This is a genomic window from Kribbella capetownensis, assembly GCF_004331485.1.
Taxonomy (GTDB): Bacteria; Actinomycetota; Actinomycetes; order Propionibacteriales; family Kribbellaceae; genus Kribbella; species Kribbella capetownensis.
Genome location: NZ_SJKD01000003.1, coordinates 638,693 through 662,636, shown reverse-complemented (window position 1 = coordinate 662,636; position 23,944 = coordinate 638,693). Strand labels below are relative to the sequence as shown.

Here is a 23,944-nt window from a genome sequence, read left to right as displayed (position 1 = left end):
TTAGACATAGGATCTCTGCTCATGCGTACCTCGGTGAGTTCCCTGTATTACGACCGCCCGGCAGGCACGTGGCTGGAGGCCCTTCCGCTCGGCAACGGGCGGATCGGGGCCATGTGCTTCGGCGGTGCCGGCACGGACCGGATCGGCCTGAACGACGAGACGCTCTGGTCGGGGAGTCCCGAGACGCAGCGGATGCTGTCGACGCCGCTCGGCGACACCGGAGCCCAAGCAGTGCAGGCGGTCCGGGACGCGGTCGCGGCCGGCGACATCCGTCGCGCGGAGGAGTTGGCGAGCGGCTTCCAGGCGGGCCACTCGCAGGCCTACCTGCCCCTCGGTGACCTGCTGCTCGAGTACACGACCTCCGGCGGCGTCACGCGGTACCGCAGGGAGCTCGACCTGGATACGGCTACCGCGACGGCGGGGTATGAGGTCGGAGGTCTGGTGGTCCGGCAGCAGGTCTTCGTGAGCAAGCCGGCCGGTGCCCTCGTACTCCGGCTCACAGCGTCGCAACCGATCGGACTGACCGCCCGCCTCACCTCGCAGCTGCAGGCCCGCACGCACCGGACCGACGACGGCATTGGCCTCCTGCTCCAGGCGCCGGCGAACGTCGCGCCACCGCACCGCGACGTACCCGACCCTGTCCACTACTCCGATGGGCCCGACCGCGGGATGGCGGCAGCCATCTCGCTCCGGGCGACGACCGACGGCGAGATCCGTGCCGACGACACGGGCTTGACCATCGAGAACGCCACCGACGTCACCGTCGTCCTGTCGACCGCCACCGGGTACGACGGCCCGTCGACGCCACCTACTCGATCGGCCGAGGACTGCTTCGCCCAGACCGACGAGAAGGTGCGCGCTGCCCTCGCCCGCGGGTACGACGACCTGCGCGCGGAGCACCTGCAGGACCACCAGGCACTCTTCCGCCGTTCGTCGCTCGAGCTGCCCGGCACCGACAGCGCCGACCAACCGACCGACGTACGGCTGCGGAACGGTGACGACCCCGCGCTCGCCGCGCTGATCTTCAACTACGGCCGCTACCTGATGATCGCGAGCTCCCGGCCCGGCGGCCTGCCGACCAACCTGCAGGGCATCTGGAACGACATCCTCCAGCCGCCGTGGAGCTCGAACTACACGGTCAACATCAACACCGAGATGAACTACTGGCCCGCCGAGACGACCAACCTCGCCGAGTGCCACGAACCGCTGCTGAGCTACCTCGAGCACCTGGCCGAGGCAGGGCGTCGTACGGCGCGGGAGCGGTACGGCTGTGGTGGTTGGACCGCGCACCACAACGCCGACGCGTGGTGCTGGACGATCCCGGTCGACGGCAACCCGAAGTGGTCCAACTGGCCGATGGCCGGCGCCTGGCTGGTCCGCCATCTGTGGGACCACTACGCGTTCTCGGGTGATCGTGACTTCCTCGACCGTGCCTGGCCGGTACTGCGGGGTGCGGCGGAGTTCTGCCTGGACTGGCTGACCGAGCTGCCCGACGGCAGCCTCGGTACGTCGCCGTCCACGTCACCCGAGAACGACTACGTCGCGCCGGATGGCGAGCCGGCGTCGGTGACTGTGTCGGCGACGATGGACCTCGCCCTGATCGCCGACCTGTTCGACCGGTGCGTGATGTCCGCCGAGGTGCTCGAGCTGACCGACCCGTTGGTCGAGCGATTCGCCGCGGCACGCAAGCGGATCCCCGAGCCGTCGATCGGCAGCCGGGGGCAACTACAGGAATGGGCTGCCGACCTGACCGAGGACGATCCGCACCACCGCCACACGTCGCATCTGATCGGCGTACACCCCGGGGACTCGATCACGCCGGATCGCACTCCCGCGCTGGCGGCTGCCGCGGCTCGGACGCTCGACCTCCGCGGCGACCTCGCGACCGGTTGGTCGCTGGCCTGGAAGATCAACCTGAGGGCACGGCTGCGCGACGCGGCCGCGGCACACCGCTTTGTGCGCGCGTTCCTGATGCCTGCCGACGACACCGAGACGGACTACGTCGGCAGTGGCGCGGGTGTGTACCCGAACCTGCTCTGTGCCCACCCGCCGTTCCAGATCGACGGCAATTTCGGCGCGACCGCGGGCATCGCGGAGATGCTCCTCCAGAGCCACACCGACGAGATCGAACTCCTGCCGGCTCTGCCGACTGAATGGACGACCGGTCAGGTCACCGGCCTACGCGCCCGCGGCGGCGTGACCGTCGACATCACCTGGTCACCCGACGGCTCCGAGGCAGTCCTCACCGCGGACCGCGATCAGCAACGCACCATTCGCCACGGCAACAGCCGCACCCCGGTCACCCTGACCGCCGGAGTCGCCCAGCGTCTGAAGGTCTAGCTCTTCTTGCGGTTGAGGAAGGCGAGCATTGCTTCCTGGGCCGCGGAGGAGCCGAACAGACTGGCCGACAGGTCGGCAAGATCCTTGCCGCGGGCATCGATGTCGGCGAGGAGTTCGCGGTTGAGCAGCTTCTTGGTCTCGCCCAGGCCCTGCGGCACGCCCATCAGCAGCGACTCCACGACCGAGTTGACCGCGGTGTCGAGGTCGGCGTCCGGGACAGCGACCGTGACCAGCCCGAGCCGCGCGGCCTCGGCGCCGTCGAAGCTGTTGCCGGTGAGGAAGGTGTACGCCGCGGCGCGATCGGTCAACCGGGGGAGCACGGTGAGCGAGATCGTCGCCGCCGCGAGTCCCAGCCTGACCTCGGTGAGCGCGAAGGTCGTACTCGCCCCGGCGACGCTGATATCGGCGGCGGCCACGATGCCGATGCCGCCGGCCCGGACCGGACCCGCGACCCGCGCGACCACCGGCTTCGGGTTGGCGACGATCGCCCGTTGGACGTCGACCATCCGCTGCGCGCCGATGCCCATGCCGATGGTGGTCGCCTCGGACAGGTCGGCTCCCGAGCAGAACACGTCCAGCGCCGACCGGATCACGATCACCCGGACCGTTTCGTCCGCGCCCACGCCGTCCAGCCGCTCCAGCAGCTCGCCGGTGAACTGCTGGGAGAGTGCGTTCTTGTTGTGCGGCGAGTCGAGCGTGATGGTCGCCACGCCGTCGGCCACGGTCAGATGCACGAGTTCCGTCATGGAGACATCCAACACCCGCTCGGCCCTCGGCGGCTGTAACCAGCCGCACAAGCCGGTCAGGTCAGGATCCTCGCGGGCCGAGCGGATCGGCGTGCCGATGGACGATCTTCCAGCCGTCGTCCTCCTTGCGGAACACCATCGTGGCCCGCAGCACGTGCGGGAACTCGTCGGGCTGGTCGACGTACTTCACCGTGCAGCGCTCGATCGCGACGGAGTACGCCGTGTCACTGCCGACGTGCTTGTCGAGGTAGTCGAACTCGACCTTGGCGCCACTGTGGCGGAACTGCGCCGAGGCCCATTGGTACCGCGGACCGACCTGCGACCAGCCGACCTCGAGCCCGCCGAAGCCACCGAAGATCGAGGTCTGCTCGCTGTGCGACACCAGCGGCATCCACAACGACGAGTCCCCGTTCACGAAGGCCGTGTTGGCCTGCTCGAACCGGTCCAGGAACGCCTCGAAGCTCTCGGTCACTCCGGGCAGTTTACGGGGCCCGGGGTCTACTTGCCGTCGGCGTACGTCGGGGACAGTTCGCGCGCCAGGTGCTCGATGAACAGGCCGACGTCGGTGACGATGCCGCGGGCCTGGGAGGAGCCGCGGTCGGCCAGCTTGGTCACCGTCGCCGGGTTGATGTCGACGCAGGTGAGCGGGATGGACGACGGCAGGATGTTGCCGGTGGCAACCGAATGCAGCATGGTCGCGGCCATCAGGCAGTAGCCCACGCCGGGCAGTTCGGCCCGCATCGCCCGCTGACCCTCGAGTACGTCGGTGTACACGTCCGGCAGCGGGCCGTCGTCGCGCACCGACCCGACCAGGACGAAGTTCTTCCCCTTCTTCACCAGCGCGTGCATGACGCCCGAGGTGAGCACGCCCTGCTCCACCGCGGCTGCGATCGAGCCGGCCTTACGGATCGTGTTGATCGCACGGATGTGGTGCTCGTGACCGTGCTCCACGCCGCGACCGCGGGCCAGGTCGACGCCGAGCGACGTCCCGTAGAGCGAGGACTCGATGTCGTGGGTGGCCAGCGCATTCCCGGCGAACAGGACGTCGACGAACCCGGCCTCGACCAGCGCCACCATCGCCGGCGCGGCGCCGGTGTGGACGATGCCGGGGCCGCCGACCCAGAGCACCTTCTGGCCGTTCGCCTTCGCCTCGCGCATGCCGTCGGCGACCTGCATGACCAGCACCCGCTGCGGCTTCTCGCTGGACACGTCCGACTCCATGAAGCCGAACGACTCCTCGGCGTTCGCGACGATCGGGGGAGTGACCTTGACGCCCTGGGCGCTGGTGATGATCCGCATCCCGGCCCTCACGTCCGACATCGGGATCGTGCGCACGGTCTCACCCTCGACCAGCAGGCCACAGTCCATCTCCGGGTTCTGCACCGCGACCCAGTGGCCGCCGAGCCGGACCTTGGTCGGCAGGTTGGTGGTGGAGTAGAAGCCGTCCGGGAAGACGCCGTCCTGGGACACCTCGGTGATCTCCGGCGTGCCGGGGTCGACCAGGTTCGCGCCCTTGGTCTGGATCCGCATCAGCAGCCGCTGCAGCGACTCCTCGTCCTCGGCACCGACAGTCATCCGGACCGTGGACGGGTCGTCCTTGTCGTAGCCGAGGTCGAACTTGTCCAGCGTGTACTCACCGCCGTACCCGCGGATGTCGTCCAGGACCCGGGACAGCAGCCCGGAGTCCATCAGGTGGCCGGTGATCTCGACGGTCTCGGTGACCTGCACGGGTACCTCCCTCGGCATTCGTCGGATTGTCCGACGATCCGCATGCTAGCTCAGACGACCGCCCCGTCATCAGGCGTGTCATCAGGTGGCAACCGATCCTTCATCCGGATCACCAGGGTGAGGAATCCGCCGATGAATCCGACCACCGCGAGGGTGGTGATCCGGCCGGTGCCGAAGTCGAGGACAGCGGCCAGGATCAGCAGCAGCGGGCCGCCGATCAGGCCGAGCCAGGCGATCCTGCTGATCCAGTCCAGCCGGGGTGCGCGCGGCGGCTCCGGCGGGACGAAATGGTCGTGCGGGTCGTCCTCGCGCTTGGCCGGCTTCTCGTCGTCCTCGTCGTCGTCCGGGGTGTCCTTGATCACGAGCCCGGCGGGTACGTCGATCAGCGGCTCGTACTTGTCGTCGACGTCCTCACTGGCCGGCCATCGCGGCACGGGTGTCTCGTCGCCGTCGTGCCCGGGCGCCGACGGCGCGTTGAACTGCTCGACCAGCGACTTCCACTCGGCGTCCTCGGTGCTTCGCTCGATCACCGGACGGGCCCGCTCCACCGCCTCCGCGTCAACGAAGATCACGTCGTATCCGGCCGGGATGTGGACCGGTTCCTCGGCCTCTTCCGGTGTCTTGGCCTCGCTTTGGACCTCGCAGTACGCCGCGATGCCGGCCTCGGCGAGCGCGGTCAGGACCGGTTCGGCGACCAGTGGGTCGATTCCGCCGAGCGACGTGTACGCCGTGGCGGTGAGGCCGTTGTCACGCATCGGCAGCGACCCGGCGGATGAAGTCGGTCGAGTCCGCGAAGATGCGCGGTGCGTCGTTGTCCAGAGTTGCCACGTGAAAGCTGTCCTCGAGCAGGGTCTCGGTCACATCGCGGGACGAGATCGAGGCCAGCACGGTCCGCCCCGAGCTCGGTTCCACCACATGATCGACAGTACTGCGGAACATCAGCACCGGCTGCGTGACTTTGGCCAGATCGTCGCGAGTCAGCTGCCACAACTGCGACAGCGACTGCAGTGCGCGGAGCGGCATCCGGTCGTACGCACCCTCGTCCATGCCCGGCTTCTTGATGTCGTTCGAGATGCCGGGGAACGACGGGACCAGCCGGGACAGCACCGGCAGCAGCACCAGCCGCTTGTCGTCGGTGCGCACCGACGGATTGATCAGGACCAGACCGGAAATGTCGGTGCCGTGCTCCTCGGCCAGCCGCAGGACCAGGCAGCCGCCCATCGAGAGCCCGGCCAGGAAGACCTGGTCGTGCTCCTTGCGCAACCGCTCCAACTCGTTGTCCAGGACGGCGTACCAGTCCGGCCAGCTGGTCTTGTTCATCTCCTGCCAGCTGGTCCCGTGGCCGGGCAGCCGCGGTACGGCGACGCCGTACCCGTCGGCGGCCAGATGCTCGGCGAACGGGCGCATCGACTTCGGCGAGCCGGTGAATCCGTGGCTCAGCAGGACTCCGATCGCGGCGTTGTCCCCGGTCCCGGGACTGCGGTAGTCCTCCGCATGGCCTTGCACTGGCACGGTCACTCCTCGCCGTCAGGGTCCTCACAGACGGTCAGGCCGCACCGGCCTGCTCGCAACTCCATGGTCGCATTTGGGCTGCATCCAGTCTGCAACAAGGTGACAACACGGTGAGCAACACGGAGATTCCTGGCGGTGACATTGCCTGAGGGGGAAGCTGGAACGTAGTGTCCGCACCGACGGTGGGTACCAGTGCTTGTCGCGGCCGTCACCGGCGGGCACTGGTGCCGGACGAGGTACGGGCCGACGATGGTCGGTGGTGAAGGTGTCGGGCGAGCGACGGAGGTCGAGGCGGATGCTGTACCTGTTCCTCAGGCGGTTCATCGTCGCCCCGTTGGTGAAGTTGCTCTTCCATCCCCGGGTGAGCGGGCTGGAGAACATCCCGACCACGGGGCCGGCGTTGCTGGTCAGCAACCACCTCGCGTTCTGCGACTCGATCTTCCTGCCGGTCGCCGTACCGCGGCAGATCGTCTTCCCGGCCAAGTCGGAGTACTTCACCGCGCCCGGGCTGAAGGGGAAGCTGGTGGCGACGTTCTTCCGGTCCGTCGGCCAGATTCCGATCGACCGGTCCGGCGGGCGCGCCTCGCTGGCCGCGCTGAACACCGGGCTGGACATCCTGAAGAAGGGCGAGCTGTTCGGGATCTACCCCGAGGGCACCCGCTCGCCCGACGGCCGGCTGTACAAGGGCAAGACCGGCGTCGCCCGGATGGCGATCGTGGCCGGCGTCCCGGTCATCCCGGTCGCGATGATCGACACCGAGAAGCTGCAGCCGCCGGGCACGCTCTGGCCGCAGTGGCTGGTCCGTGAGCCCGGCCGCCGGCTGCCCCGGCTGGTTCGCCCGGGCGTGGCGATCGGCAAGCCGCTGGACTTCTCGCGGTACGAGGGCATGGAGCGCGACCGGTTCGTACTCCGCTCGGTCACCGACGAGATCATGTACGCGATGATGGAGCTGTCCGGCCAGGAGTACGTCGACATGTACGCCGAGAAGGCCAAGGAGCTGCTCAAGAAGGGCGAGTCGATCGACGAGCACGTCCGGCTCGGCGACACCAAGGCCAGCTGACCCGTTCCGGCCTCGTCCACGGGTGAGGATGTCCGGATGGACAGCGACCTGAACGTGCTCGGCGAACCACTGGAGGAGTGCGGGACCGATCCGGTCACCGGCTTCTACCGGGACGGCTGCTGCACCAGCGGCCCCGAGGATCTGGGCAGCCACACGGTGTGTGCCGTGATGACCGCGGAGTTCCTGGCCCACCAGGTCTCGGTCGGGAACGACCTGGTCACGCCGCGACCCGAGCTGCAGTTCGCCGGCCTCCAGCCCGGTGACCGCTGGTGCGTGGTCGCGGTCCGCTGGCTGCAGGCGTACCGCGACGGTGCCGCGGCGCCCGTCGTACTCGCCTCGACCCACGCCCGGTCGCTGGACACCATTCCGCTGACGGTGCTGCGGGAGCACGCGGTCGACGTACCGGCGGATCCTGGCTCGCTGACCTGAGACGATCACAGTCCGTCCGGACGGCTGGCCTAGAGTTGGGCCATGCAATTCGCGACGTTGAGTGCGGGGGAAGTCCCCGGAGTGCCGGGGCTGGACGATCTGCGGGCGCTGAAGCCGCTGCAGCAGCCGGAGTGGCCGGATTCGGCCACGCTGGACCAGGTGATCGGCGAGCTGCGCAAGCTGCCGCCGCTGGTGTTCGCCGGTGAGTGCGACGACCTGACCACGAAGATCGGTGCGGTCGCCCGCGGCGAGGCGTTCATCCTCCAGGGCGGCGACTGCGCGGAGACCTTCGACGGCGTGACCGCGGAGAACATCCGGGCCAAGCTGCGGGTTCTGCTGCAGATGGCCGTCGTACTCCAGTACGCCGCGAGTGTGCCGGTGGTGAAGGTCGGCCGGATCGCCGGCCAGTACGCCAAGCCGCGCAGCTCCGGTGAGGAGACGCGGAACGGTGTCACGCTGCCGTCGTACCGGGGTGACGCGGTCAACGGACTCGAGTTCACGCCCGAGGCACGAAACCCGGACCCGAACCGGCTGCGCGGCGTCTACAACGCGGCCGCGGCCACGCTCAACCTGACCCGTGCGTTCACCACCGGTGGGTACGCCGACCTGCACCAGGTGCACGCGTGGAACACCGACTTCGTGAAGTCCTCGCCGGTCGGGCAGAAGTACGAGCGGCTGGCGTCCGAGATCGAGCGTGCGCTCGCCTTCATGCGGGCCTGTGGCGCCACCGCGGACGAGTTCAAGACCGTCGACTTCTACGCCTCCCACGAGGCGCTGATCCTCGAGTACGAGCACGCGCTGACCCGGATCGACTCGCGCACCCAGCAGCCGTACGACGTCTCCGGCCACCTGCTGTGGGTGGGGGAGCGGACCCGGCAGCTCGACGGCGCGCATGTCGAGTTCCTGGCCTCGCTGTCGAATCCGCTCGGTGTGAAGATCGGGCCGACCACGACCCCGGAGTACATCCGGACGCTGATCGACAAGCTGAACCCGAAGGGCATCGAGGGCCGGCTGACCTTCATCACCCGGATGGGCGCGGGCAAGATCCGCGACGGGCTGCCGCCGCTACTGGAGGCCGTCCGCGACCACGGCTCGCCGATCGCGTGGGTGTGCGACCCGATGCACGGCAACACCTTCGAGACGCCGAACGGGTACAAGACCCGCAACTTCGAGGACGTCATGGACGAGGTCCAGGGCTTCTTCGACGCGCACGAGCAGGTCGGGACCTGGCCGGGCGGCATGCACATCGAGCTCACCGGCGACGACGTGACCGAGTGCCTGGGCGGCGGTGAGGAGCTGGTCGCCGAGGACCTGGTCAACCGCTACGAGACCGCTTGCGACCCGCGCCTGAACCGGCACCAGTCGCTCGAGCTCGCCTTCCTGGTCGCCGAGCGGCTGCGGGGCGCACGGGCATGATCGACCTGCGGTCCGACACCGTCACGCGGCCGTCGGCGGGGATGCTGGCGGCGATGACTTCGGCACCCCTCGGCGACGACGTGTACGGCGAGGACCCGACGATCAACCGGTTGGAGGAGACGGTCGCCGGGCTGCTCGGTCACGAGGCCGGTTTGTTCACCGTCACCGGGTCGCTCGCGAACATGCTCGGCGTACGGGCACTGGTGCCGCCTGGGGCGGAGATCCTGTGCGAGGCAAGCGCACACATCGCCCGGGCCGAGCTCGGCGCCCACGCGGCCGTCAACGGCGTCACCACGCGCACGTGGAGCGCGCCGGCCGGGCAGATCGACCTCGAGCAGATCCGCGCGTTGATCGCGCCGGACCTCGGGTCGTACTTCGTGTCCACCGCGGCGGTGTCGGTCGAGAACACACACAACTTCGGCGGCGGCGCGATCCAACACGGGTACGACGCTCTCGCCGACGAGCTGGACGCGTTGGGGCTGCCGCTGCACCTGGACGGTGCGCGGTTGTGGAACGCATCGGTGGCGTCCGGGGTACCGGTCGCGGCGTACGCGTGTCGTGCGACCGCTGCCAGCGTGTGCTTGTCGAAGGGCCTGGGTGCGCCGGTCGGGTCAGTGCTGGTCGGCTCGACCGAGCTGATCCGCGAGGCCCGCATCTGGCGCAAGCGGCTAGGTGGGGGTTGGCGTCAAGCCGGTGTACTGGCCGCCGCTGGTCTCTATGCGCTGGAGCACAATGTCGAGCGTCTGGCCGAAGACCACGCCAACGCGCGGCTCGTCGCCTCGGTCCTCGCCGACGCCGCTCCAGGGTCCGTGAAACCTGACCAGGTCGAGACCAACATCGTGGTCGCCGACCTTGCCGCTACCGGCAAGACCGTCGCCCAGGTGGTCGAGGCTGCCCGCGCGACCGCCGTACTCGTCGGCGGTGTCGGCCACACCCAGCTCCGCGTGGTCACACACCTGGACGCCTCGACCGCCGACTGCCGTACCGCGGCCGAAACCCTCGCCCGCATCCTGCAGTAGGCGAGGGCCTCGGCGCATTCGGTCAGCGCAGCTGGTACGCGTCGATCGTGGTCAGGTCAGTCGTGTTCCCGTCCGCGTCGGCGAGGTGCAGCTTGAGCGAGACGGTCTTGCCCTCCTTCGGAGTCGGGAAGATCGCGGTGTACTTTCCGCCGCTGCCAGGAGCGAGCGGTGCCGCACGCCAGGTGGTGCCGCCGTCCGCGGAGTACTGCAGCGTCGCGGTGCGGATGCTGGGCAGCGTGGCGCCGGGCTGAGCCTGGACGACCACGGGGAGAGTGGTGACCGGCGTACGCGCTGCGGTGTTGTTGATGTCGACCGTCGGCTGGTAACGAACGCCCAGGATCGGGAGGTTCTTGGTGTCCGCCGCCGAGGTGAAGCTCCAGCGCGCATCGATCCTGGTGGAGTAGGTCGCGTAGCTGGGCCGCGTGAGCGACGACTCCAGGACGTACTGCGCCTTCTCCGGAGCCAGACCGCCGGCCGTGATGCTCCCGAACGTGGCGGACTCTGCCACCGGCTTCCCGTCACGGAGCAGGCGGCTGCTCGCGGTGTCGGTCTCGACCAGTCCGGTTGCGCCGGTGGCATCCGTGGTGGGCGAGAAGGTGACCGACAGCTGATCGTCCGAACGGGTCGCGGTGCGCGGTGTCGGAGTGAACGCGGCGACGTTGAGGCGATCCTCTTCGGTGTGACCGGCGCGGTAGCTCTTCGGAGCGCCGACAGCGGCCGCGACTCCGAATCCGTCCTCGACCTCGTCCACTCGGGTCGACCAGCCGAACTGTCCACCTTCGAGGAACAGCCGGCGCTTGGCCGGCAGTTGGTAGCTGAGCCACAGCGGCCACGCCTCGACCCTCCGGCCGTCCATCCATCCGGTCATGCTCACCACGCCCTGGTCGTGCGACGTGCGGTGCAGTGACTGGTCGACGACCGCCAGGTCACCGGGACGGATGTGCCGGGTGAATCCGGTCGGGAAGCCGTCGGGGACGAGGTTCATCGTCTGGTAGACGAACGGCGACCCGTCCCAGGAACCGTCCGGAGCCTTCTTCGCCCACTCGGTGTGGAACCACGCCCTCAGCTGGTCGGCCGGCAGCCGCTCGCCGACCTGCGCGGTGTGCAGTTGCGCGGGCGAGTAGCCGAGGATCGCCGACGAGTAGCCGTCGGGGGACTGCGGCAACTCGTAGTGCACCGCGGCGATCATCGGACTCGCGTCGGGCTCGGGCACGGTGAGATCCAGCGGCTTCGTCTCCCGGGCGTCGAAGGTCACCGTGGTGTCGGCGTTCAGAACCGTGTTCGGCTTGACCAGCAGATAGCTGTCGTCCGACGGTCCGTTCGGCACCAGTTGGTAGTCGTCGATCAGGTACCGGCCCTTCGGCAGGCGTCGTACGAGCGTGCCGTTGGCGTCCGCGAGTTCGTAGTACCCGTTGTCGAGACCGTAGATGATCGGTTGGGCCGCCGCCGGCTTTCCGTCCGGGCCGACGAAGTTGACGGTCAGGTTGTAGCTCTCGACCTCCTTGGTGACCGTGACGGGTGTCGTCAGCGTCGCACCGGCACCGGTGGCGGTGAGGATGCCGCTGTAGCGGCCGTCCGGTCCGTTGTGCCGGGTGTCGGAGGTGACATCGACGGAGGCAGTGCCTCCGGCCGGAACCGTCAGGCTGCTGGCGCTGAGCTTGATCGCACCCTCAGGAGCGGGCTTGCCATCCGGGCCGGTCACGGTCGCGCTCAGGCTCAGCGTCAGTGGCTGGTCATCGAGGTTGCGATACGTCACCGGCTTGGTGTCCGGTGTGTCGTCGGTGTGCGGCCACGGGGCGTTGAACATGAGGTTCGCCGGAGCCGCCGTCGCCAGCAGTTGCGTCGCCCGGCCGACGTCGATCCGGCCCGTTCCCTGCTCGTACGGCGTCAGCCCGTCGAGGTGCTTCGCGGACGCCATCATCGCGGCCTTGAAATCGGCCGCCTCCCAGTCCGGGTGCTGCTGCGCGAGCAGGGCGACGGAACCGGTCGCGTGCGGCGTGGCCATCGACGTACCGTCCATCGCGACGTACCGCTCGCCGCCTTCGCTGTTCGCGCGGGCCGCGACGATATTGACCCCGGGAGCGACAACATCGGGCTTCGTCCCGCCGTCACCGAGCCGCGGGCCGCGACTCGAGAGGTCGGCCAGCTGGTCCTGCTTGTCCACCGCGCCCACCGTCAACGCGGCCTCGGCGCTGCCGGGCGACTCGAGCGACGAGACACCGGGGCCGGAGTTGCCCGCCGCGATCACGAAGAGCGTGCCGGTCTCCTGCGTGAGCCGGTTGACGGCCTCCTCGAGCGGGTCGAGCTCCGGGGAGTCGGGAGCGCCGATGCTGATGTTGACCACCGTCGCGTGCAGCTCGGTCGCGGCCCACTCCATCCCGGCCAGGATGGCGGAGTCCGAGCACTGCCTGCTGGGGCAGACCTTGCCGGCGTACAGCTTCGCGTCGGGTGCGACACCGCGGTACTTGCCGTCCGAGGCAGCGCCCGTACCGGCGATGGTCGAAGCCACGTGGGTGCCGTGGCCGACTGTGTCGCCCGGAGGCTGGTCGGTGAAGTTCTTCGTACCGGCGATGCGGTCGGCCAGGTCCGGGTGGGTCGCGTCGACGCCGGTGTCGAGTACGGCGACCGACACACCCTTGCCGGTGTCGCCGGCCTGCCAGGCGACCGGGGCGCCGATCTGCGGGACCGACTGGTCCAGGCTCACTGTCCGCTTGCCGTCGAGCCAGATCTTGGCCGGACCGCCCGCACGGAGTCGGGGCAGCACCGTGGCCGCGTCCTCCTTCGCCAGCTTGACCGCGCTGCCGTTGATCGCCGGCAGGACGCGGGTGGTGGTCACGCCCTCGATCGCCGAGCGCTTGGCGTGGGCGGCGTACGTGACGATCAACGGGATGGCCGGCGTACTTGCGTCGTCGTAGTGGTCCTCGAGCAGGCCGCCGATGTCGAACAACCTCCGGTCGAGCTTCCCGGCGGCAACGTCGGCCTCCACGTCCGACGGGATGACGCTGAGGCGCCCCTTGATCCGGAGCACTCGGAAGCTGACGCGCTCACGCCCAGGCCCCCGCCGAACGCTCGGGTTCGTCAAATCCCCGCCAAGCAGAGTGACCCGATCACCGGTGATCAAGGTAATGGTCCTGTCCGCTGCAGCTGGGGTGCCTGCCGTCGGGCCGGCGGTCGTGGTGGTGGGTGTGCCGGCGGTCGTGGTCGCGGGCGGGCCGGCCGCGGCCGCCGGAAGGCCCGGGTTCTGGGCCGTGAGGCCGGTGGACAGGGCGAGAACCGCGGCGGCGATCCACCGCGGCCCGGGTCTGAAGTGCACCATGTGCTTCCTCATCAACTGGACAGAGCCCGTCCAGACAGACGGGCACACACCCACTTGCCCGAACCCCCCTCATCAGTTCCCGGCCTCCCGCGACTCGCTCCCGCGGGTCGGGACTTCTCGCGACCCGCGCGGGACTCTTGACCGGATGCCGACCTCTGGCGGATCGGCTGTTCGGGCCGGGATAGGCTGCAGGCGTCGGGGTTCGCAGCGTTCGGGGAGAGCCGTGCGAGAGATCGTCGTGTTCAGCGGAAGTGCCCACATTGATTTGGCGGAGCGGATCTGTGCCGATCTCGGCGTACCGCTCGCACCGGTCGAGATCCATCGTTTCAGCAACGACTGCCTGCAGGTACAACTGCAGGAGAACTGTCGGCAGCGAGATGTGTACATCGTGCAACCACTGGTGCCGCCGACGCAGGAGCACCTGATGGAGCTCCTGCTGATGATCGACGCCGCGCGCGGTGCCTCCGCGCAGCAGATCACCGCCGTGATGCCGCACTACGCGTACGCACGGTCGGACAAGAAGGACGCGTCCCGCATCTCGATCGGCGGTCGCCTCGTCGCGGACATGCTGGTCACAGCCGGCGTCGACCGTGTCCTCACCATGGCTCTGCACGCACCCCAGGTGCACGGGTTCTTCTCGGTCCCGGTCGACCACCTGACCGCGATCGGCGTACTCGCCGACCACTTCCGCGGCCGCGACCTGACCGAGACAGTCGTGGTCAGCCCAGACCTCGGCAACGCGAAGACCGCCACCCAGTTCTCCCGCCTGCTCGGCCTGCCGGTCGCCGCCGGCAGCAAGCAGCGCCTGGCCGACGACCGCGTCGTGATCGACGCAATCGTCGGCGACGTAGCCGGCAAGCGAGCGATCATCCTCGACGACGAGATCGCCACCGGCGGCTCGATCATCGAACTCCTCGACCGCCTGAAAGACCTCGGCTGCACCCAAGCAGCCGTAGCCACCACCCACGGCCTGTTCGCCGGCAAGGCGGTCGAGCGACTCCGGTCGCACCCATCCGTCACCGAAGTCATCAGCACCGACACCGTCCCACGCCCCGCCGGCTTCCCCGAACTCCAGGTCAGCTCGGTCGCCGGTCTCTTCGCCGAGGCCATCAAACGCATCCACGAAGGCGAATCCGTCAGCAGCCTCTTCGACGGCGTAGACCCCACCCACGCCCCACCCCAACCCAAACTCCCGTTCTAGGGCGTACCGGGTCCCCTTGCCGGCTACCGCCGGCGCTTGCGGCTACCGCCCGCGTGCGACTACTCGGCCGGCGCCCTCGGTCCAGCGGACCGTGATGACCGGAACCGTGGAGCCAGCCCCGTACCTCTTGGTGCCCAAGCTCTCCATCGTGCGCAGACCTTCTTGGAGCGGTCTTCGCTGCTACTGGCAGACGTGCGACAGCGGTGACGGCTGCTCGAGGATGCAGTGTTCGTGTCTACCAGAGGCCGCCGGTCGGCGCGTCATGACAAACGGCAGACTTGATCATGACAAACGGCGAGGGTGGGGCGGCGTCGGGGCGTTAGGTTCTGGTTGTGACTACTGGTACCGCGGTTCGTAGGCCTCTTGCGGCGCTTGCTTTCGGTCCGCGGCGGCCGTTGCTGACTGGATGTCGTGTTCCTGGTGACGCTGGCGTGTGGGATCGCGCAACTGGTGTATCGGCCGCTGTATGACCACGTCGTGCGGGACCCGTCGTACATCGACGCCGGTCAGTGGTACCGCCTGCTGACGGGCATGTTCTTCCAGGACGGCTGGGCGTCCGGACTGGTGTCGAATCTGGTCTTGCTGGCGGTGTTCGGCACCGTTGCCGAGCGCGTGTTCGGGCGGTGGCGGTGGCTGATCCTGTACTTCGGCTGCGGATGGTTCGGCCAGCTCATGAGCTACCTGTGGCTCAACCCGGTGGGGGCGGGCAACTCGATGTGCGTAGCCGGCCTGATCGGCGGACTCACCACGGTGGTTCTTGTGGCTCCACACCGGTACGGCGTCATGCCGCCCCTCCAGCTCCGGATCATGGCGCTCGCCGTCCCCGTGCTGGCCGTAGTCGACACGATCCTCCAAGACAACCACGGCCTACCCTGCCTCCTCGGCATGGCCCTGGGCTTTCTCCTTCTGCCACACCCCGAACGCTGACTACAGCCACCGCTAGATGTGCGGTGGCGGGGTGTGCCTTGGTTCGGGGGAGGTGAGGTTGTTGGTGGCTAGCCAGTTGTCGATGTGGGTCATGGTGGTTTGGAGGATCTTGCCGAACAGGAGCATGTGGTCGGCGTCGGGGATTTCTTGGTACGTCGCGGTGGAGTACTTCGAGGCGGTGGCGCGGCAGACTGCCGGGACCACGGTGAGGTCCTGGGCGCCGCCGAAGATCAGGACCGGGCCGGAGATCGCGGCGTAGTCGACACGGGATGCCTTGCGGCGGTCGAGTTGTGGGAAGGCCATCTCGCAGTACGCGCGGCCCGATTCGCAGACGAGGTCCGCGTACCGCGCGCGGGAGTCCTCCAGTGTCTGCGTGATCCGACCGCCCACCTGGAACTTCTCCCAGGTCGGACGGAGCGGCTTGGCCCAGGGACGCGGCTGGAGGTAGTGGCTCAGGAACAGCCGGCTCATGGACGGGTACATGGCGAAGATCCCGGCCGCCGGGGCTGGGCACACGCCGACCAGACCGGCGTGCGTCGTGCGGGCCGCGACGAGTTGGCCCAGTAACCCGCCCAAGGAGTGTCCGACGATCAGCGGCGGCGAATCCAGTGACTCACACACCTCGACCAGATCGTCGGCGTAGTCCGTCAGGCTGAGCGTCGCGATCTGCGCCGATCCTTCCTGCAGCGGCAGCTCGTGATGGCGCAACGTCGGCGTATGAACAACAAACCCACGAGCTTCGAACGCAGCGCGGGCCTCGCGGAAGCTGCTCCCGCGACCCCAGGTCCCATGAATGAGAACAACATGCTCGACAACGCTCATGCCGCCGAAACTATCCGAACCGAGGGAGCAGATGGATCGCGCCCTTCCGATCGCCGGCCGCGAATCCGCTGCCCCGTGGGAGGATCTGTTGCATGGCTGATGCGGTGCGGATTGGTGTTGTTGGGGCGGGGAGTATTTCGGTGCGGGGGCTTCTTCCGCATCTGGGGCAGGCGGATCTTGCCGGGCAGGTGAAGCTGGCGGCGGTGTGTGATCCGGTGCCGGGGCGGGCTGAGGCGGCGGCTGAGAAGTTCGGGGTGGAGCAGGGGTTCACGGAGTACGAGGACCTGCTGGCACGGGGCGACGTTGATGCCGTGACGATTGCTTCGCCGATCGGGTTGCACTACGAGCAGGGCAAGCTGGCGTTGCAGGCCGGGAAGCACGTGCACTTCAACAAGACCATGACGATCACCGTCGCCGAGGCGACGGAGCTGATTGAGCTTGCCGCCGCCAACGATCTGCGGATTGTTGCCTCGCCGGGTGAGATGCTGCGGCCGCATCACGCCCGGACGCGTGAGTTGATCGCCGAGGGCGCCATCGGGACGTTGTCGTGGGTGAGTTGTGGTGCGGCGTTCGGCACCTATCACCAGGACGAGGCGGTGCGCGGCGGCAGCGACGTACTGACGAACATCGATCCGTCGTGGTACTTCCGTAAGCCGGGAGGCGGGCCGATGTACGACATGACGGTGTACGGGCTGCACGCCGTGACCGGGATCCTCGGTCCCGCCAAGCGCGTGACGGCGATGTCCGGCGTACGGGTTCCCGTCCGGACCAGCGGAGGGACGGAGGTACGGACGGATGCCGACGACAACACCATCGTGCTGATCGACTTCGGTGACAACCTGTTCTGCGTCGCGACCGGGACTGCCGCAGGAGGGATGCGGGGCGGTTTCGGTGGTGCGTACTACGGGACGAAGGGGACGATCGACGGGCTGCTGCTCAACGATGAGCCGTTCGACTTCCCCAACCGCAACCCAGCCGAGCTCGCGCCGCGTGGGCCGGGCAACCAGGCACTGCTTCCGCACGTCACCGGGGTGCACCGTGAGATCGAGGAGCAGCACGTGTACGAGGACGTTATGCAGCTGGTCGACTGGGTCCGCGAAGGCAAGCCTTCGATCGTCACCGCCGAGCACGCGCGCCACGTCATCGACATCATCGAGGCCGCGTACCGGGCCTCCGCAACCGGTCAGACGCAGAACCTCACGACCACGTTCTGACAGATCACGGAGGCCCAAAGGTCACGGAGGCCCGAAGGCGTCAGCCCTCGCAGCACACCCGGTGCAGCCACTCGGGCTCGTGCCACCAATAGGTGCTGTCGTGTGAGTGCGCCTGCTCCCGCGTGAGCGGAGTCGGCGCATTCGCGGGAGCCGGTACGGCGGCCGTCGTCCGCGCAGCACTGGCGTACGGCGCGAGCAGGTCGTCGACCGTGTGCAGCTTGCCGGCGACCATCACCCGGTCGACTGCGGCGGCGACCCGGATGTCAGCCAGCGGATCGCCGGTCACGAACGACAGGTCGGCCTGAGCGCCGGGTTTGATCACACCGAGCTTGTCCTCCAGGTTGAGCCACCGCGCCGGGTTGCGCGTCGCGGTCGTCAGAGCCTCGTACGGCGTGAAGCCCCCGGCGACCATCGATCGCAGGTTGGCGTGCGTCGACACCGCGATGTTGTCGAGCGGGCTGTCGGTGCCGCAGATCACGAAGCCGCCGCCGCGGTGGATCCGCAGCACCATGTCGACGTTCCCACGCAGCAGTTCGCGAGTGGTCATGCCCGCCGGACCGGCCGCCGTGTTCACCTCGGTCTGCAGAGCGGCGTACTCCCAGGTCGGGAACAGCGTGGTCGTCCGCCGGTCGGTGAGCAGTGACGGGTCGTCGACATGCGCCATCGTCGAGTTGAACAGCGTCGGCGTGACGGACAGTCCGGCCTTGGTGAACAGCGTGACGACATCGGCGTACGCGCGGCCCAGCCGGCTGACCGTGTGTGAGTACCCCAGCCGGTTCGTCGCGCCGGTGTGCTCCATGCCATCCATGCCGAGGTGCTCGGCCGGGTAGAGGTAATGCGACGACAGTTGCAGTCCGAGCCGGTGGACGGCGGCGATCGCGCGACGCTGGTAGTCGATCGGCAAGCGCACGTACGTCTTCACCAGGTCGTACGCAAGACCCTCGACCCGGTCGAGTTCCAGACCGAGTTGCCGCACCGACAGCGTCGGCCGCATGAAGTTGTAGTACACCCGCGACCCGTCGATCGCCTCACCGGTCGCGAAGTACCGCGGCCCTACCAACGATCCGTGCGCGAGTGCCTCCCGTGTTTCCTGCATCTGGTACGCCGGATCGCCCGGCGACCGCGTGGCCGTGATGCCGTACGACAGCCACAGGTTGCCCTGCCGCGCACCCCACGCACGGCCCCGCAGATGCCAGTGGTTGTGAGCATCGATCAACCCGGGCATCACCGTCAGCTCCGACGCATCGATGTCCGCCCGTCCCTGATGTGGCCGTACGGCGGCAATCCGCGACCCGTCCAGTACGACGTCGACGTCGCGGCGCAGCGTGGTCGCGCGGCCGTCCCACAGAGCGCCGGCGTGGATCGTGACGTGCTGGTTGACAATCGCCCGGCGCCACTGCAGGTCGACCTTGATCGTCTGCGGGCGGGAGCCGCGCAGACTCGCGCGCCGCAGCCGGCCGTTGTTCAGGTAGAGCAGAGTCTCGTTGCCTCGCCAGACCGGCGAGTCAGTCACCTCATCGGTGATCGCCCGCGGCTCGGCCGTGAACCGCCCGCGTTTGTCGACGGGAGCGACGTACAGCAGGCTCTCGACGACGAAGGCGAGCCACTTGCCGTTGGGGGAGAAGACCGGGCCGTCGTCGCCGCGGGTGGCCAGTGAGCGGAACGGCATCGGCTCGACGTACTCGAGCGCTGTCGTGGCGACGTCGACGTACAGCAGTTGGCTGGTGCCCTCGCGGAACCGCTTGGAGAACGGCTTGACCGCCGCCAGAACGATCGTCTTCCCGTCCCGCGACCAGCTCACCCGTCCGGGCTGGAACAGCGTAGGTGTCAACTGACGGACCTGTCCGGAGGAGAGATCGAGCACCCAGGCGATCCCGTCCTGATCCTGGTACGCGACCTGCTTCCCGTCAGGAGAGAACCGCGGCGCGGTCTGTGCCCCGGGCAACGACGAGAGCTTGCTGTCGGCACCGGTCTTCAGGTCGTGCAACCAGAGGTCCGCGGTCCCGTCCCGATCGCTCGCGTACAGCAGCTTGCTGCCATCCGGCGAGAAGTCGGGGTCCGAGTTGAAGTAGCCGTCAGCAACCAGTTGACGTGGTTGCCCTCGGCCACTCGTTGCCGCCAGCCACAACGCGTTCAGGGACCGGAACGCGATCCACTCGCCGTCCGGCGACACGGTCGGGCAGGCGATCCCGAGGACCGGCCGGCGCGCAGTCGACTCGATGTCCGGCACCTTCGGCCGGGGCCGCTTCGCTGTCACCGGCACGGCCGCGGTGAACGGTACGACGGTGTGCGCGCCGCCGACCGTATGACGCAGCACGTGTCCGTCGGCGGTGTAGAAGACGTCGTTCGCGGAAGCCCACGAGGGAGGTACGGCGAACACGTCTTTCCCGCTCGTCACCTTCTCCTCGCCGACGACCAGGTCACACACCGGGCCTGCCAGCCGGACGTACGCCAGCTGGCCACTCGGCGAGTACGCCGGTCCGTACAAAGTGATCCCGGTCTCTGCGGCGACCAGCGTCGTACGGGCACCGGTCGTGAGGTCGAGCTCGACGATCGACGTGGCGTCGACGGTGAAGGCGACCTTGGTGCCGTCGGCGGAGACGGCGGGCTCGGCCTCATCGCTCGGGTCGTCCGTGAGGGCGACGATCGTGCCGTCGGACAGGTCGAGTCGGTGGATGCCGTAGCTGCCGTTGCCGCCGCGGTCGGAGGAGAAGACGATCGACCGGCCATCGGGCCTGAAGTGCGGTTCGCGGTGGTCGTACCGGCCGCTGGTCAGCTGGCGGGGACCGTGGCCGTCGGGGTCGATTGTCCACAGGTGGAAGTTGCCGTCGCGGTACGACTGGAACACGATCCGCCGGCCGTCCGGCGACCAGCGTGGCCTGGTCGCGTCCTGCAGGTCGTCGGTCAGCCGCCGCGACTCGCCGCCCGCGGTCGGCGTCACCCAGATCGCGGTGACCAGGTCGAACGCCAGCCAGCGCCCATCGGGTGAGACCGAGACCATGAAGTTGGTGCCCTCCGACAGCAGGGCCTGATGGCCGGCCGCCTGCGCAGCGGCGGCGGGCGAGGTCGAGGTTGTGGATGCGGTGGTGGTGACCGCGGCCAGACCACCGGTGAGTTGCAGAGCGCGGCGCCGCGAGATGCTCCAGGATCCAGGGGTGTGGGCGTCATGAGGCACGATGCGATTCCAATCCCTAGGGGGCGGTGGGACCTCACTGAGGCTGCCAGGACCGTCGCTGGTCCACGATCCTGACTGCCGGGTTGATCGCCCAACGGCCCGTGCGCTGCGACGAACGGCGAACGTCTATCGTCTGCGCCATGCCTTCCGTGTCTCCCCGGCTCCAGGCGCTCGGCGCCGCCGTGCTCTGCATCGTGATCGCACTCGTCGCCGGGCTCGCGGTGGACAGCCGGCTCGACCGGCACTGGATCCTGCGCGGACTCACCCTCCTGCTGGCGTTGTGCTGCGCCGCCTTGCTGCTCTCCGACCAGACCCGCCGCATCCGTCAGATCGTCACCGCGATCGGTCTGGTCATGTTCGGCCTGGTCATCCCGGTGACCCAGACGACCTGGGCCACGCCGCCGGAGATCGACTTCGCTCTCGCGGTCGCCACGGACGCCGAGAACGCGGCCACCAAGGACGCGCGCAGTGCGGTCACCGTCGAGGACGTGAAGTCGGCGGCCGAGTCCCGTGGTGGCGCGATCGGCTCGCTGAAGACCGACAAGAGCCCGGAGGTGCGCGGCGCCACCGCGTTCCCCCTGATCGTCCGCGCCAAGGCGGACCAGGGCCGTCCGTGGGCTTGTGTGTCCTTCGAGCACGGCCTCGACGCAGAGGTCCGCCCCTGCTGAGCAGCCGGCGTACACAGCGGCGAGCTCCTGGGCTCGGTCGAGGGGGGTCCACTTGGTGGGCAATCGATTTCTCAGGGACCCCGCGGCGGCCTAGGGTCGCGGTATGACTCTTGGGAATCTGTCCGGCATCAGCGCGCTCGCCGACGTCGAGTCGCGGTCCATCAGTGCGGAGAACCCGACCGGCGAGCCCGGGCAGGGCGGCCGGCGGACCGAGGGGACCGGTGCCCGCGCGGCCCGGGATCTCGGTCTGGGCTGGAAGGTGTCGCCGTCGATCGAGATCGGCCCGGGCGAGACCGCCACGCTCGCGGACATCGCTGGTTCGGGCTGCATCACGCATATCTGGCTGACCACACACGTCGACCACTGGCGTCGGCTGGTGCTGCGCGCGCACTGGGACGGCGACGAGGCGCCCGCGATCGAGACACCGGTCGGCGACTTCTTCTGCTCCGGCTGGGGCAAGTTCGCCCAGGTCAGCTCGCTGCCGGTCGCGGTGAACCCGAACGGCGGCTTCAACTGCTACTGGGAGATGCCGTTCGCCGAGCAGGCGACCATCACGTTGGAGAACACGCACGACGAGAAGGTCGTCGTGTACTTCCAGGTGGACTACTGGCTGGGCGCCGTACCGGACAAGTCGGCGTACCTGCATGCGCAGTGGCGACGGAGCAACCCGCTGCAGTCGCAGACCGTGCACACGCTGCTGGATGGCGTAGAAGGCCCAGGCCACTACGTCGGGACGTACGTCGCCTGGGGCGTCAACAGCACCGGCTGGTGGGGTGAGGGTGAGGTCAAGTTCTACCTCGACGGCGACGACGAGTTCCCGACCGTCTGCGGTACCGGGACCGAGGACTACTTCGGCGGCGCGTGGAACTTCGACGTACCCCACCTCGGCGGCTACACCGAGTTCAGTACGCCGTACCTCGGCATGCCACAGGTGATCCGGCCGGACGGCCAGTACGCGAGCCAGCAGCGGTTCGGGATGTACCGCTTCCACCTGCCAGACCCGATCCGCTTCAAGGAGAGGCTCCGCGTCGACGTCCAGGCCCTCGGCTGGCGCTCCGGCGGCCGCTACCTCCCCCTCCAGGACGACATCGCGTCGACCGCGTTCTTCTACTCGGCCAAGACGAGTACGGCGCGCCCGGAGGCGCCAGTGCACGATGTGATGGAGATCTGCTAGCCAGGAATCGGTAACGGCTTCTGCAGTGCCGCGCCGGTGAGGACGACCAGGGCCGAGGTCCAGCCCAGGGGAGCCTCGCCGGCCGGCTCCAGATCGCGATTGACCTTCTCCGGCAGCGCGCCGGATCTGGTCCGGTAGCGATCAAGCCAGGACAGCAACGATTCAGCGGTCGCCCGATCTCCGCGGGCCGCCGCGCTCAGCGCGAACAAGGCGGTCTGCGGCGTCCACGCGACGCCGTCGGTGCGCCAGTCTTCGCCCGGCGTCACGCCGCCGTTCGGCTGCGTCAGTACGCCGCGAGTCCGGTTGATCGCCGTGGACACGACCTCCCGGGCCGGGGCGAACGGTGGTCCGAGCACGGTGACGATCGCATCGGCACCACCACCGATCCCGATCGGCTCGAGGCCCGGCTCCAGGAAGCTCACCGCGCGGGCCGGTGTCCGTGGATAGTCCGGGCCAAAGGCGCGATCTGTTGCTCTGGACAACTCGTCGAGTGCGGTCCGCCAGCGCGCGGCCTCGTCGGCGTGGTTCTGTTGCGTGGCGATCCGGATCGCGGAGCGGAGGCCGGTGAGCAGCGGCGCGACAACGCCCAGCGTCACCTTCGACTCGGGACGCTCCCAGTAATCGGGGGACGGCGCGGGCAGCCCGTCCGGGGTCAGGACGGCCACAATCTCGTCGGCCGATTCGCGGACCAGGTCCCAATACTTGCCGCCGGCCCGGCAGAACCAGGTTGCCCAGAGCACCCATCCGGAACCGTCCAGCTGCGGCTCACGTCCGTCCCGGATCACTTCGCCGGTCGCGGAGTACCGCGCCTCCCAGCGGCCGGACGACGGCCTGACTCCGTCGAGGAAATGCAGCACCCGGTCGGCCTGGTCGTACTGTCCGATCGAGCACCGTGCCGCAGCGACGAACGACGCGTCGCGCGGCCACACGAACCGCCAAGGACCATCCCAGCCGGCGAGGGTGGCGCCGCTGGGGAGCGTGAGTGCGTCGAGATCGGCGATCGCATGCTGCATGAGCTCGCCGCGTTCGCCCGCGGCTTGCGCGGCGCCATGGATCGGTACGCCGTCGGCGACGAGCCGGGGCTGGGGGTTGCGCACGAGGTTGTTCGCCGTACCGGCGGCCAGGATCGCCAGCAGGACGACGATCACGACGGCCGGGAACCACCGGTCCCGCCGCGTGCTGTCGTCCCGCATCGTT

General features: G+C 68.7%; 19 protein-coding genes. 10 read left to right on the top strand and 9 right to left on the bottom strand.

Going from position 1 to position 23,944, the window contains the following annotated elements:
• Positions 1 to 21 precede the first annotated feature (21 nt).
• Positions 22 to 2,340, top strand: coding sequence for a glycoside hydrolase family 95 protein (locus tag E0H75_RS17830; protein ID WP_131514646.1), 2,319 nt, complete (start codon positions 22 to 24; stop codon positions 2,338 to 2,340).
• On the opposite strand, the gene E0H75_RS17825 is transcribed toward E0H75_RS17830, so the two are convergent.
• The 5 genes from E0H75_RS17825 to E0H75_RS17805 form a co-directional block, all read right to left on the bottom strand.
• Complete coding sequence (locus E0H75_RS17825; RefSeq protein ID WP_131514645.1) at positions 2,337 to 3,086, bottom strand: enoyl-CoA hydratase-related protein; 750 nt, start codon at positions 3,084 to 3,086, stop codon at positions 2,337 to 2,339. The genes E0H75_RS17830 and E0H75_RS17825 overlap by 4 nt on opposite strands.
• A gap of 61 nt (positions 3,087 to 3,147) precedes the next feature.
• The gene (locus E0H75_RS17820; protein ID WP_131514644.1) at positions 3,148 to 3,558 is read right to left on the bottom strand and encodes a YybH family protein; all 411 of its coding nucleotides are present in this window, start codon (positions 3,556 to 3,558) and stop codon (positions 3,148 to 3,150) included.
• Between the two features lie 26 nt (positions 3,559 to 3,584).
• On the bottom strand, positions 3,585 to 4,832 hold the full coding sequence (locus tag E0H75_RS17815; RefSeq protein ID WP_238163093.1) for an ornithine cyclodeaminase, nickel-pincer nucleotide-dependent: 1,248 nt from the start codon (positions 4,830 to 4,832) through the stop codon (positions 3,585 to 3,587).
• A gap of 32 nt (positions 4,833 to 4,864) precedes the next feature.
• On the bottom strand, positions 4,865 to 5,569 hold the full coding sequence (locus E0H75_RS17810) for a hypothetical protein (RefSeq protein ID WP_131514643.1): 705 nt from the start codon (positions 5,567 to 5,569) through the stop codon (positions 4,865 to 4,867).
• Entirely contained in the window at positions 5,562 to 6,326 is a 765-nt protein-coding gene (locus tag E0H75_RS17805) for an alpha/beta hydrolase (RefSeq protein ID WP_238163092.1), read from the bottom strand. Before E0H75_RS17805 ends, E0H75_RS17810 begins: the two co-directional genes overlap by 8 nt.
• Before the next feature lie 295 nt (positions 6,327 to 6,621).
• Here E0H75_RS17805 and E0H75_RS17800 point away from each other — a divergent pair, with 295 nt between their 5' ends.
• Genes E0H75_RS17800 through E0H75_RS17785 form a run of 4 tightly spaced genes read left to right on the top strand, consistent with a single transcriptional unit; the run spans position 6,622 to position 10,250 of the window.
• On the top strand, positions 6,622 to 7,386 hold the full coding sequence (locus E0H75_RS17800) for a lysophospholipid acyltransferase family protein (RefSeq protein WP_131514642.1): 765 nt from the start codon (positions 6,622 to 6,624) through the stop codon (positions 7,384 to 7,386).
• A 36-nt stretch (positions 7,387 to 7,422) separates the two neighbouring features.
• Positions 7,423 to 7,815: a DUF2237 family protein gene (locus E0H75_RS17795; protein WP_131351280.1), complete on the top strand. Its 393-nt coding sequence runs from the start codon at positions 7,423 to 7,425 to the stop codon at positions 7,813 to 7,815.
• A gap of 42 nt (positions 7,816 to 7,857) precedes the next feature.
• Positions 7,858 to 9,231 carry a class II 3-deoxy-7-phosphoheptulonate synthase gene (locus tag E0H75_RS17790; RefSeq protein ID WP_131514641.1) on the top strand — a complete coding sequence of 458 codons (1,374 nt, stop codon included), beginning with the start codon at positions 7,858 to 7,860 and terminating at the stop codon, positions 9,229 to 9,231.
• The gene (locus tag E0H75_RS17785) at positions 9,228 to 10,250 is read left to right on the top strand and encodes a threonine aldolase family protein (RefSeq protein ID WP_131514640.1); all 1,023 of its coding nucleotides are present in this window, start codon (positions 9,228 to 9,230) and stop codon (positions 10,248 to 10,250) included. Before E0H75_RS17790 ends, E0H75_RS17785 begins: the two co-directional genes overlap by 4 nt.
• Positions 10,251 to 10,272: 22 nt before the next feature.
• Here E0H75_RS17785 and E0H75_RS17780 read toward each other — a convergent pair whose 3' ends face one another.
• Positions 10,273 to 13,566, bottom strand: a complete 3,294-nt coding sequence (locus E0H75_RS17780) for a S8 family serine peptidase (protein ID WP_131514639.1) — start codon at positions 13,564 to 13,566, stop codon at positions 10,273 to 10,275.
• A gap of 223 nt (positions 13,567 to 13,789) precedes the next feature.
• Here E0H75_RS17780 and E0H75_RS17775 point away from each other — a divergent pair, with 223 nt between their 5' ends.
• Positions 13,790 to 14,767: a ribose-phosphate diphosphokinase gene (locus E0H75_RS17775; protein WP_131514638.1), complete on the top strand. Its 978-nt coding sequence runs from the start codon at positions 13,790 to 13,792 to the stop codon at positions 14,765 to 14,767.
• Positions 14,768 to 15,178: 411 nt separating this feature from the next.
• Positions 15,179 to 15,694 (top strand): rhomboid family intramembrane serine protease, encoded by a 516-nt coding sequence (locus tag E0H75_RS17770; RefSeq protein WP_131514637.1) that lies wholly within the window; start codon positions 15,179 to 15,181, stop codon positions 15,692 to 15,694.
• 12 nt (positions 15,695 to 15,706) lie between these two features.
• On the opposite strand, the gene E0H75_RS17765 is transcribed toward E0H75_RS17770, so the two are convergent.
• Positions 15,707 to 16,516: an alpha/beta hydrolase gene (locus E0H75_RS17765; RefSeq protein ID WP_131514636.1), complete on the bottom strand. Its 810-nt coding sequence runs from the start codon at positions 16,514 to 16,516 to the stop codon at positions 15,707 to 15,709.
• Between the two features lie 92 nt (positions 16,517 to 16,608).
• Between E0H75_RS17765 and E0H75_RS17760 the strand changes: the two genes are divergently transcribed.
• On the top strand, positions 16,609 to 17,730 hold the full coding sequence (locus tag E0H75_RS17760) for a Gfo/Idh/MocA family protein (RefSeq protein ID WP_131514635.1): 1,122 nt from the start codon (positions 16,609 to 16,611) through the stop codon (positions 17,728 to 17,730).
• Positions 17,731 to 17,770: 40 nt separating this feature from the next.
• Here the strand turns inward: E0H75_RS17760 and E0H75_RS17755 are convergent, their stop codons facing one another.
• On the bottom strand, positions 17,771 to 20,905 hold the full coding sequence (locus E0H75_RS17755) for a DPP IV N-terminal domain-containing protein (protein WP_238163090.1): 3,135 nt from the start codon (positions 20,903 to 20,905) through the stop codon (positions 17,771 to 17,773).
• Between the two features lie 140 nt (positions 20,906 to 21,045).
• Between E0H75_RS17755 and E0H75_RS17750 the strand changes: the two genes are divergently transcribed.
• The gene (locus tag E0H75_RS17750; RefSeq protein WP_165553808.1) at positions 21,046 to 21,573 is read left to right on the top strand and encodes a hypothetical protein; all 528 of its coding nucleotides are present in this window, start codon (positions 21,046 to 21,048) and stop codon (positions 21,571 to 21,573) included.
• Between the two features lie 103 nt (positions 21,574 to 21,676).
• Complete coding sequence (locus tag E0H75_RS17745) at positions 21,677 to 22,747, top strand: glycoside hydrolase family 172 protein (protein WP_131514634.1); 1,071 nt, start codon at positions 21,677 to 21,679, stop codon at positions 22,745 to 22,747.
• On the opposite strand, the gene E0H75_RS17740 is transcribed toward E0H75_RS17745, so the two are convergent.
• Entirely contained in the window at positions 22,744 to 23,940 is a 1,197-nt protein-coding gene (locus E0H75_RS17740; RefSeq protein ID WP_131514633.1) for a glycoside hydrolase family 15 protein, read from the bottom strand. The genes E0H75_RS17745 and E0H75_RS17740 overlap by 4 nt on opposite strands.
• Positions 23,941 to 23,944: the final 4 nt, after the last annotated feature.

What these genes read in the sequence shown, in the direction of transcription:
- E0H75_RS17830 (WP_131514646.1), top strand. Translation starts at nt 22, where the DNA reads ATGCGTACCTCGGTGAGTTCCCTGTATTACGACCGCCCGGCAGGCACG.
- E0H75_RS17825 (WP_131514645.1), bottom strand. Translation starts at nt 3,086, where the DNA reads ATGACGGAACTCGTGCATCTGACCGTGGCCGACGGCGTGGCGACCATC.
- E0H75_RS17815 (WP_238163093.1), bottom strand. Translation starts at nt 4,832, where the DNA reads ATGCCGAGGGAGGTACCCGTGCAGGTCACCGAGACCGTCGAGATCACC.
- E0H75_RS17810 (WP_131514643.1), bottom strand. Translation starts at nt 5,569, where the DNA reads ATGCGTGACAACGGCCTCACCGCCACGGCGTACACGTCGCTCGGCGGA.
- E0H75_RS17800 (WP_131514642.1), top strand. Translation starts at nt 6,622, where the DNA reads ATGCTGTACCTGTTCCTCAGGCGGTTCATCGTCGCCCCGTTGGTGAAG.
- E0H75_RS17795 (WP_131351280.1), top strand. Translation starts at nt 7,423, where the DNA reads ATGGACAGCGACCTGAACGTGCTCGGCGAACCACTGGAGGAGTGCGGG.
- E0H75_RS17790 (WP_131514641.1), top strand. Translation starts at nt 7,858, where the DNA reads ATGCAATTCGCGACGTTGAGTGCGGGGGAAGTCCCCGGAGTGCCGGGG.
- E0H75_RS17785 (WP_131514640.1), top strand. Translation starts at nt 9,228, where the DNA reads ATGATCGACCTGCGGTCCGACACCGTCACGCGGCCGTCGGCGGGGATG.
- E0H75_RS17780 (WP_131514639.1), bottom strand. Translation starts at nt 13,566, where the DNA reads ATGGTGCACTTCAGACCCGGGCCGCGGTGGATCGCCGCCGCGGTTCTC.
- E0H75_RS17765 (WP_131514636.1), bottom strand. Translation starts at nt 16,516, where the DNA reads ATGAGCGTTGTCGAGCATGTTGTTCTCATTCATGGGACCTGGGGTCGC.
- E0H75_RS17760 (WP_131514635.1), top strand. Translation starts at nt 16,609, where the DNA reads ATGGCTGATGCGGTGCGGATTGGTGTTGTTGGGGCGGGGAGTATTTCG.
- E0H75_RS17750 (WP_165553808.1), top strand. Translation starts at nt 21,046, where the DNA reads ATGCCTTCCGTGTCTCCCCGGCTCCAGGCGCTCGGCGCCGCCGTGCTC.
- E0H75_RS17745 (WP_131514634.1), top strand. Translation starts at nt 21,677, where the DNA reads ATGACTCTTGGGAATCTGTCCGGCATCAGCGCGCTCGCCGACGTCGAG.
- E0H75_RS17740 (WP_131514633.1), bottom strand. Translation starts at nt 23,940, where the DNA reads ATGCGGGACGACAGCACGCGGCGGGACCGGTGGTTCCCGGCCGTCGTG.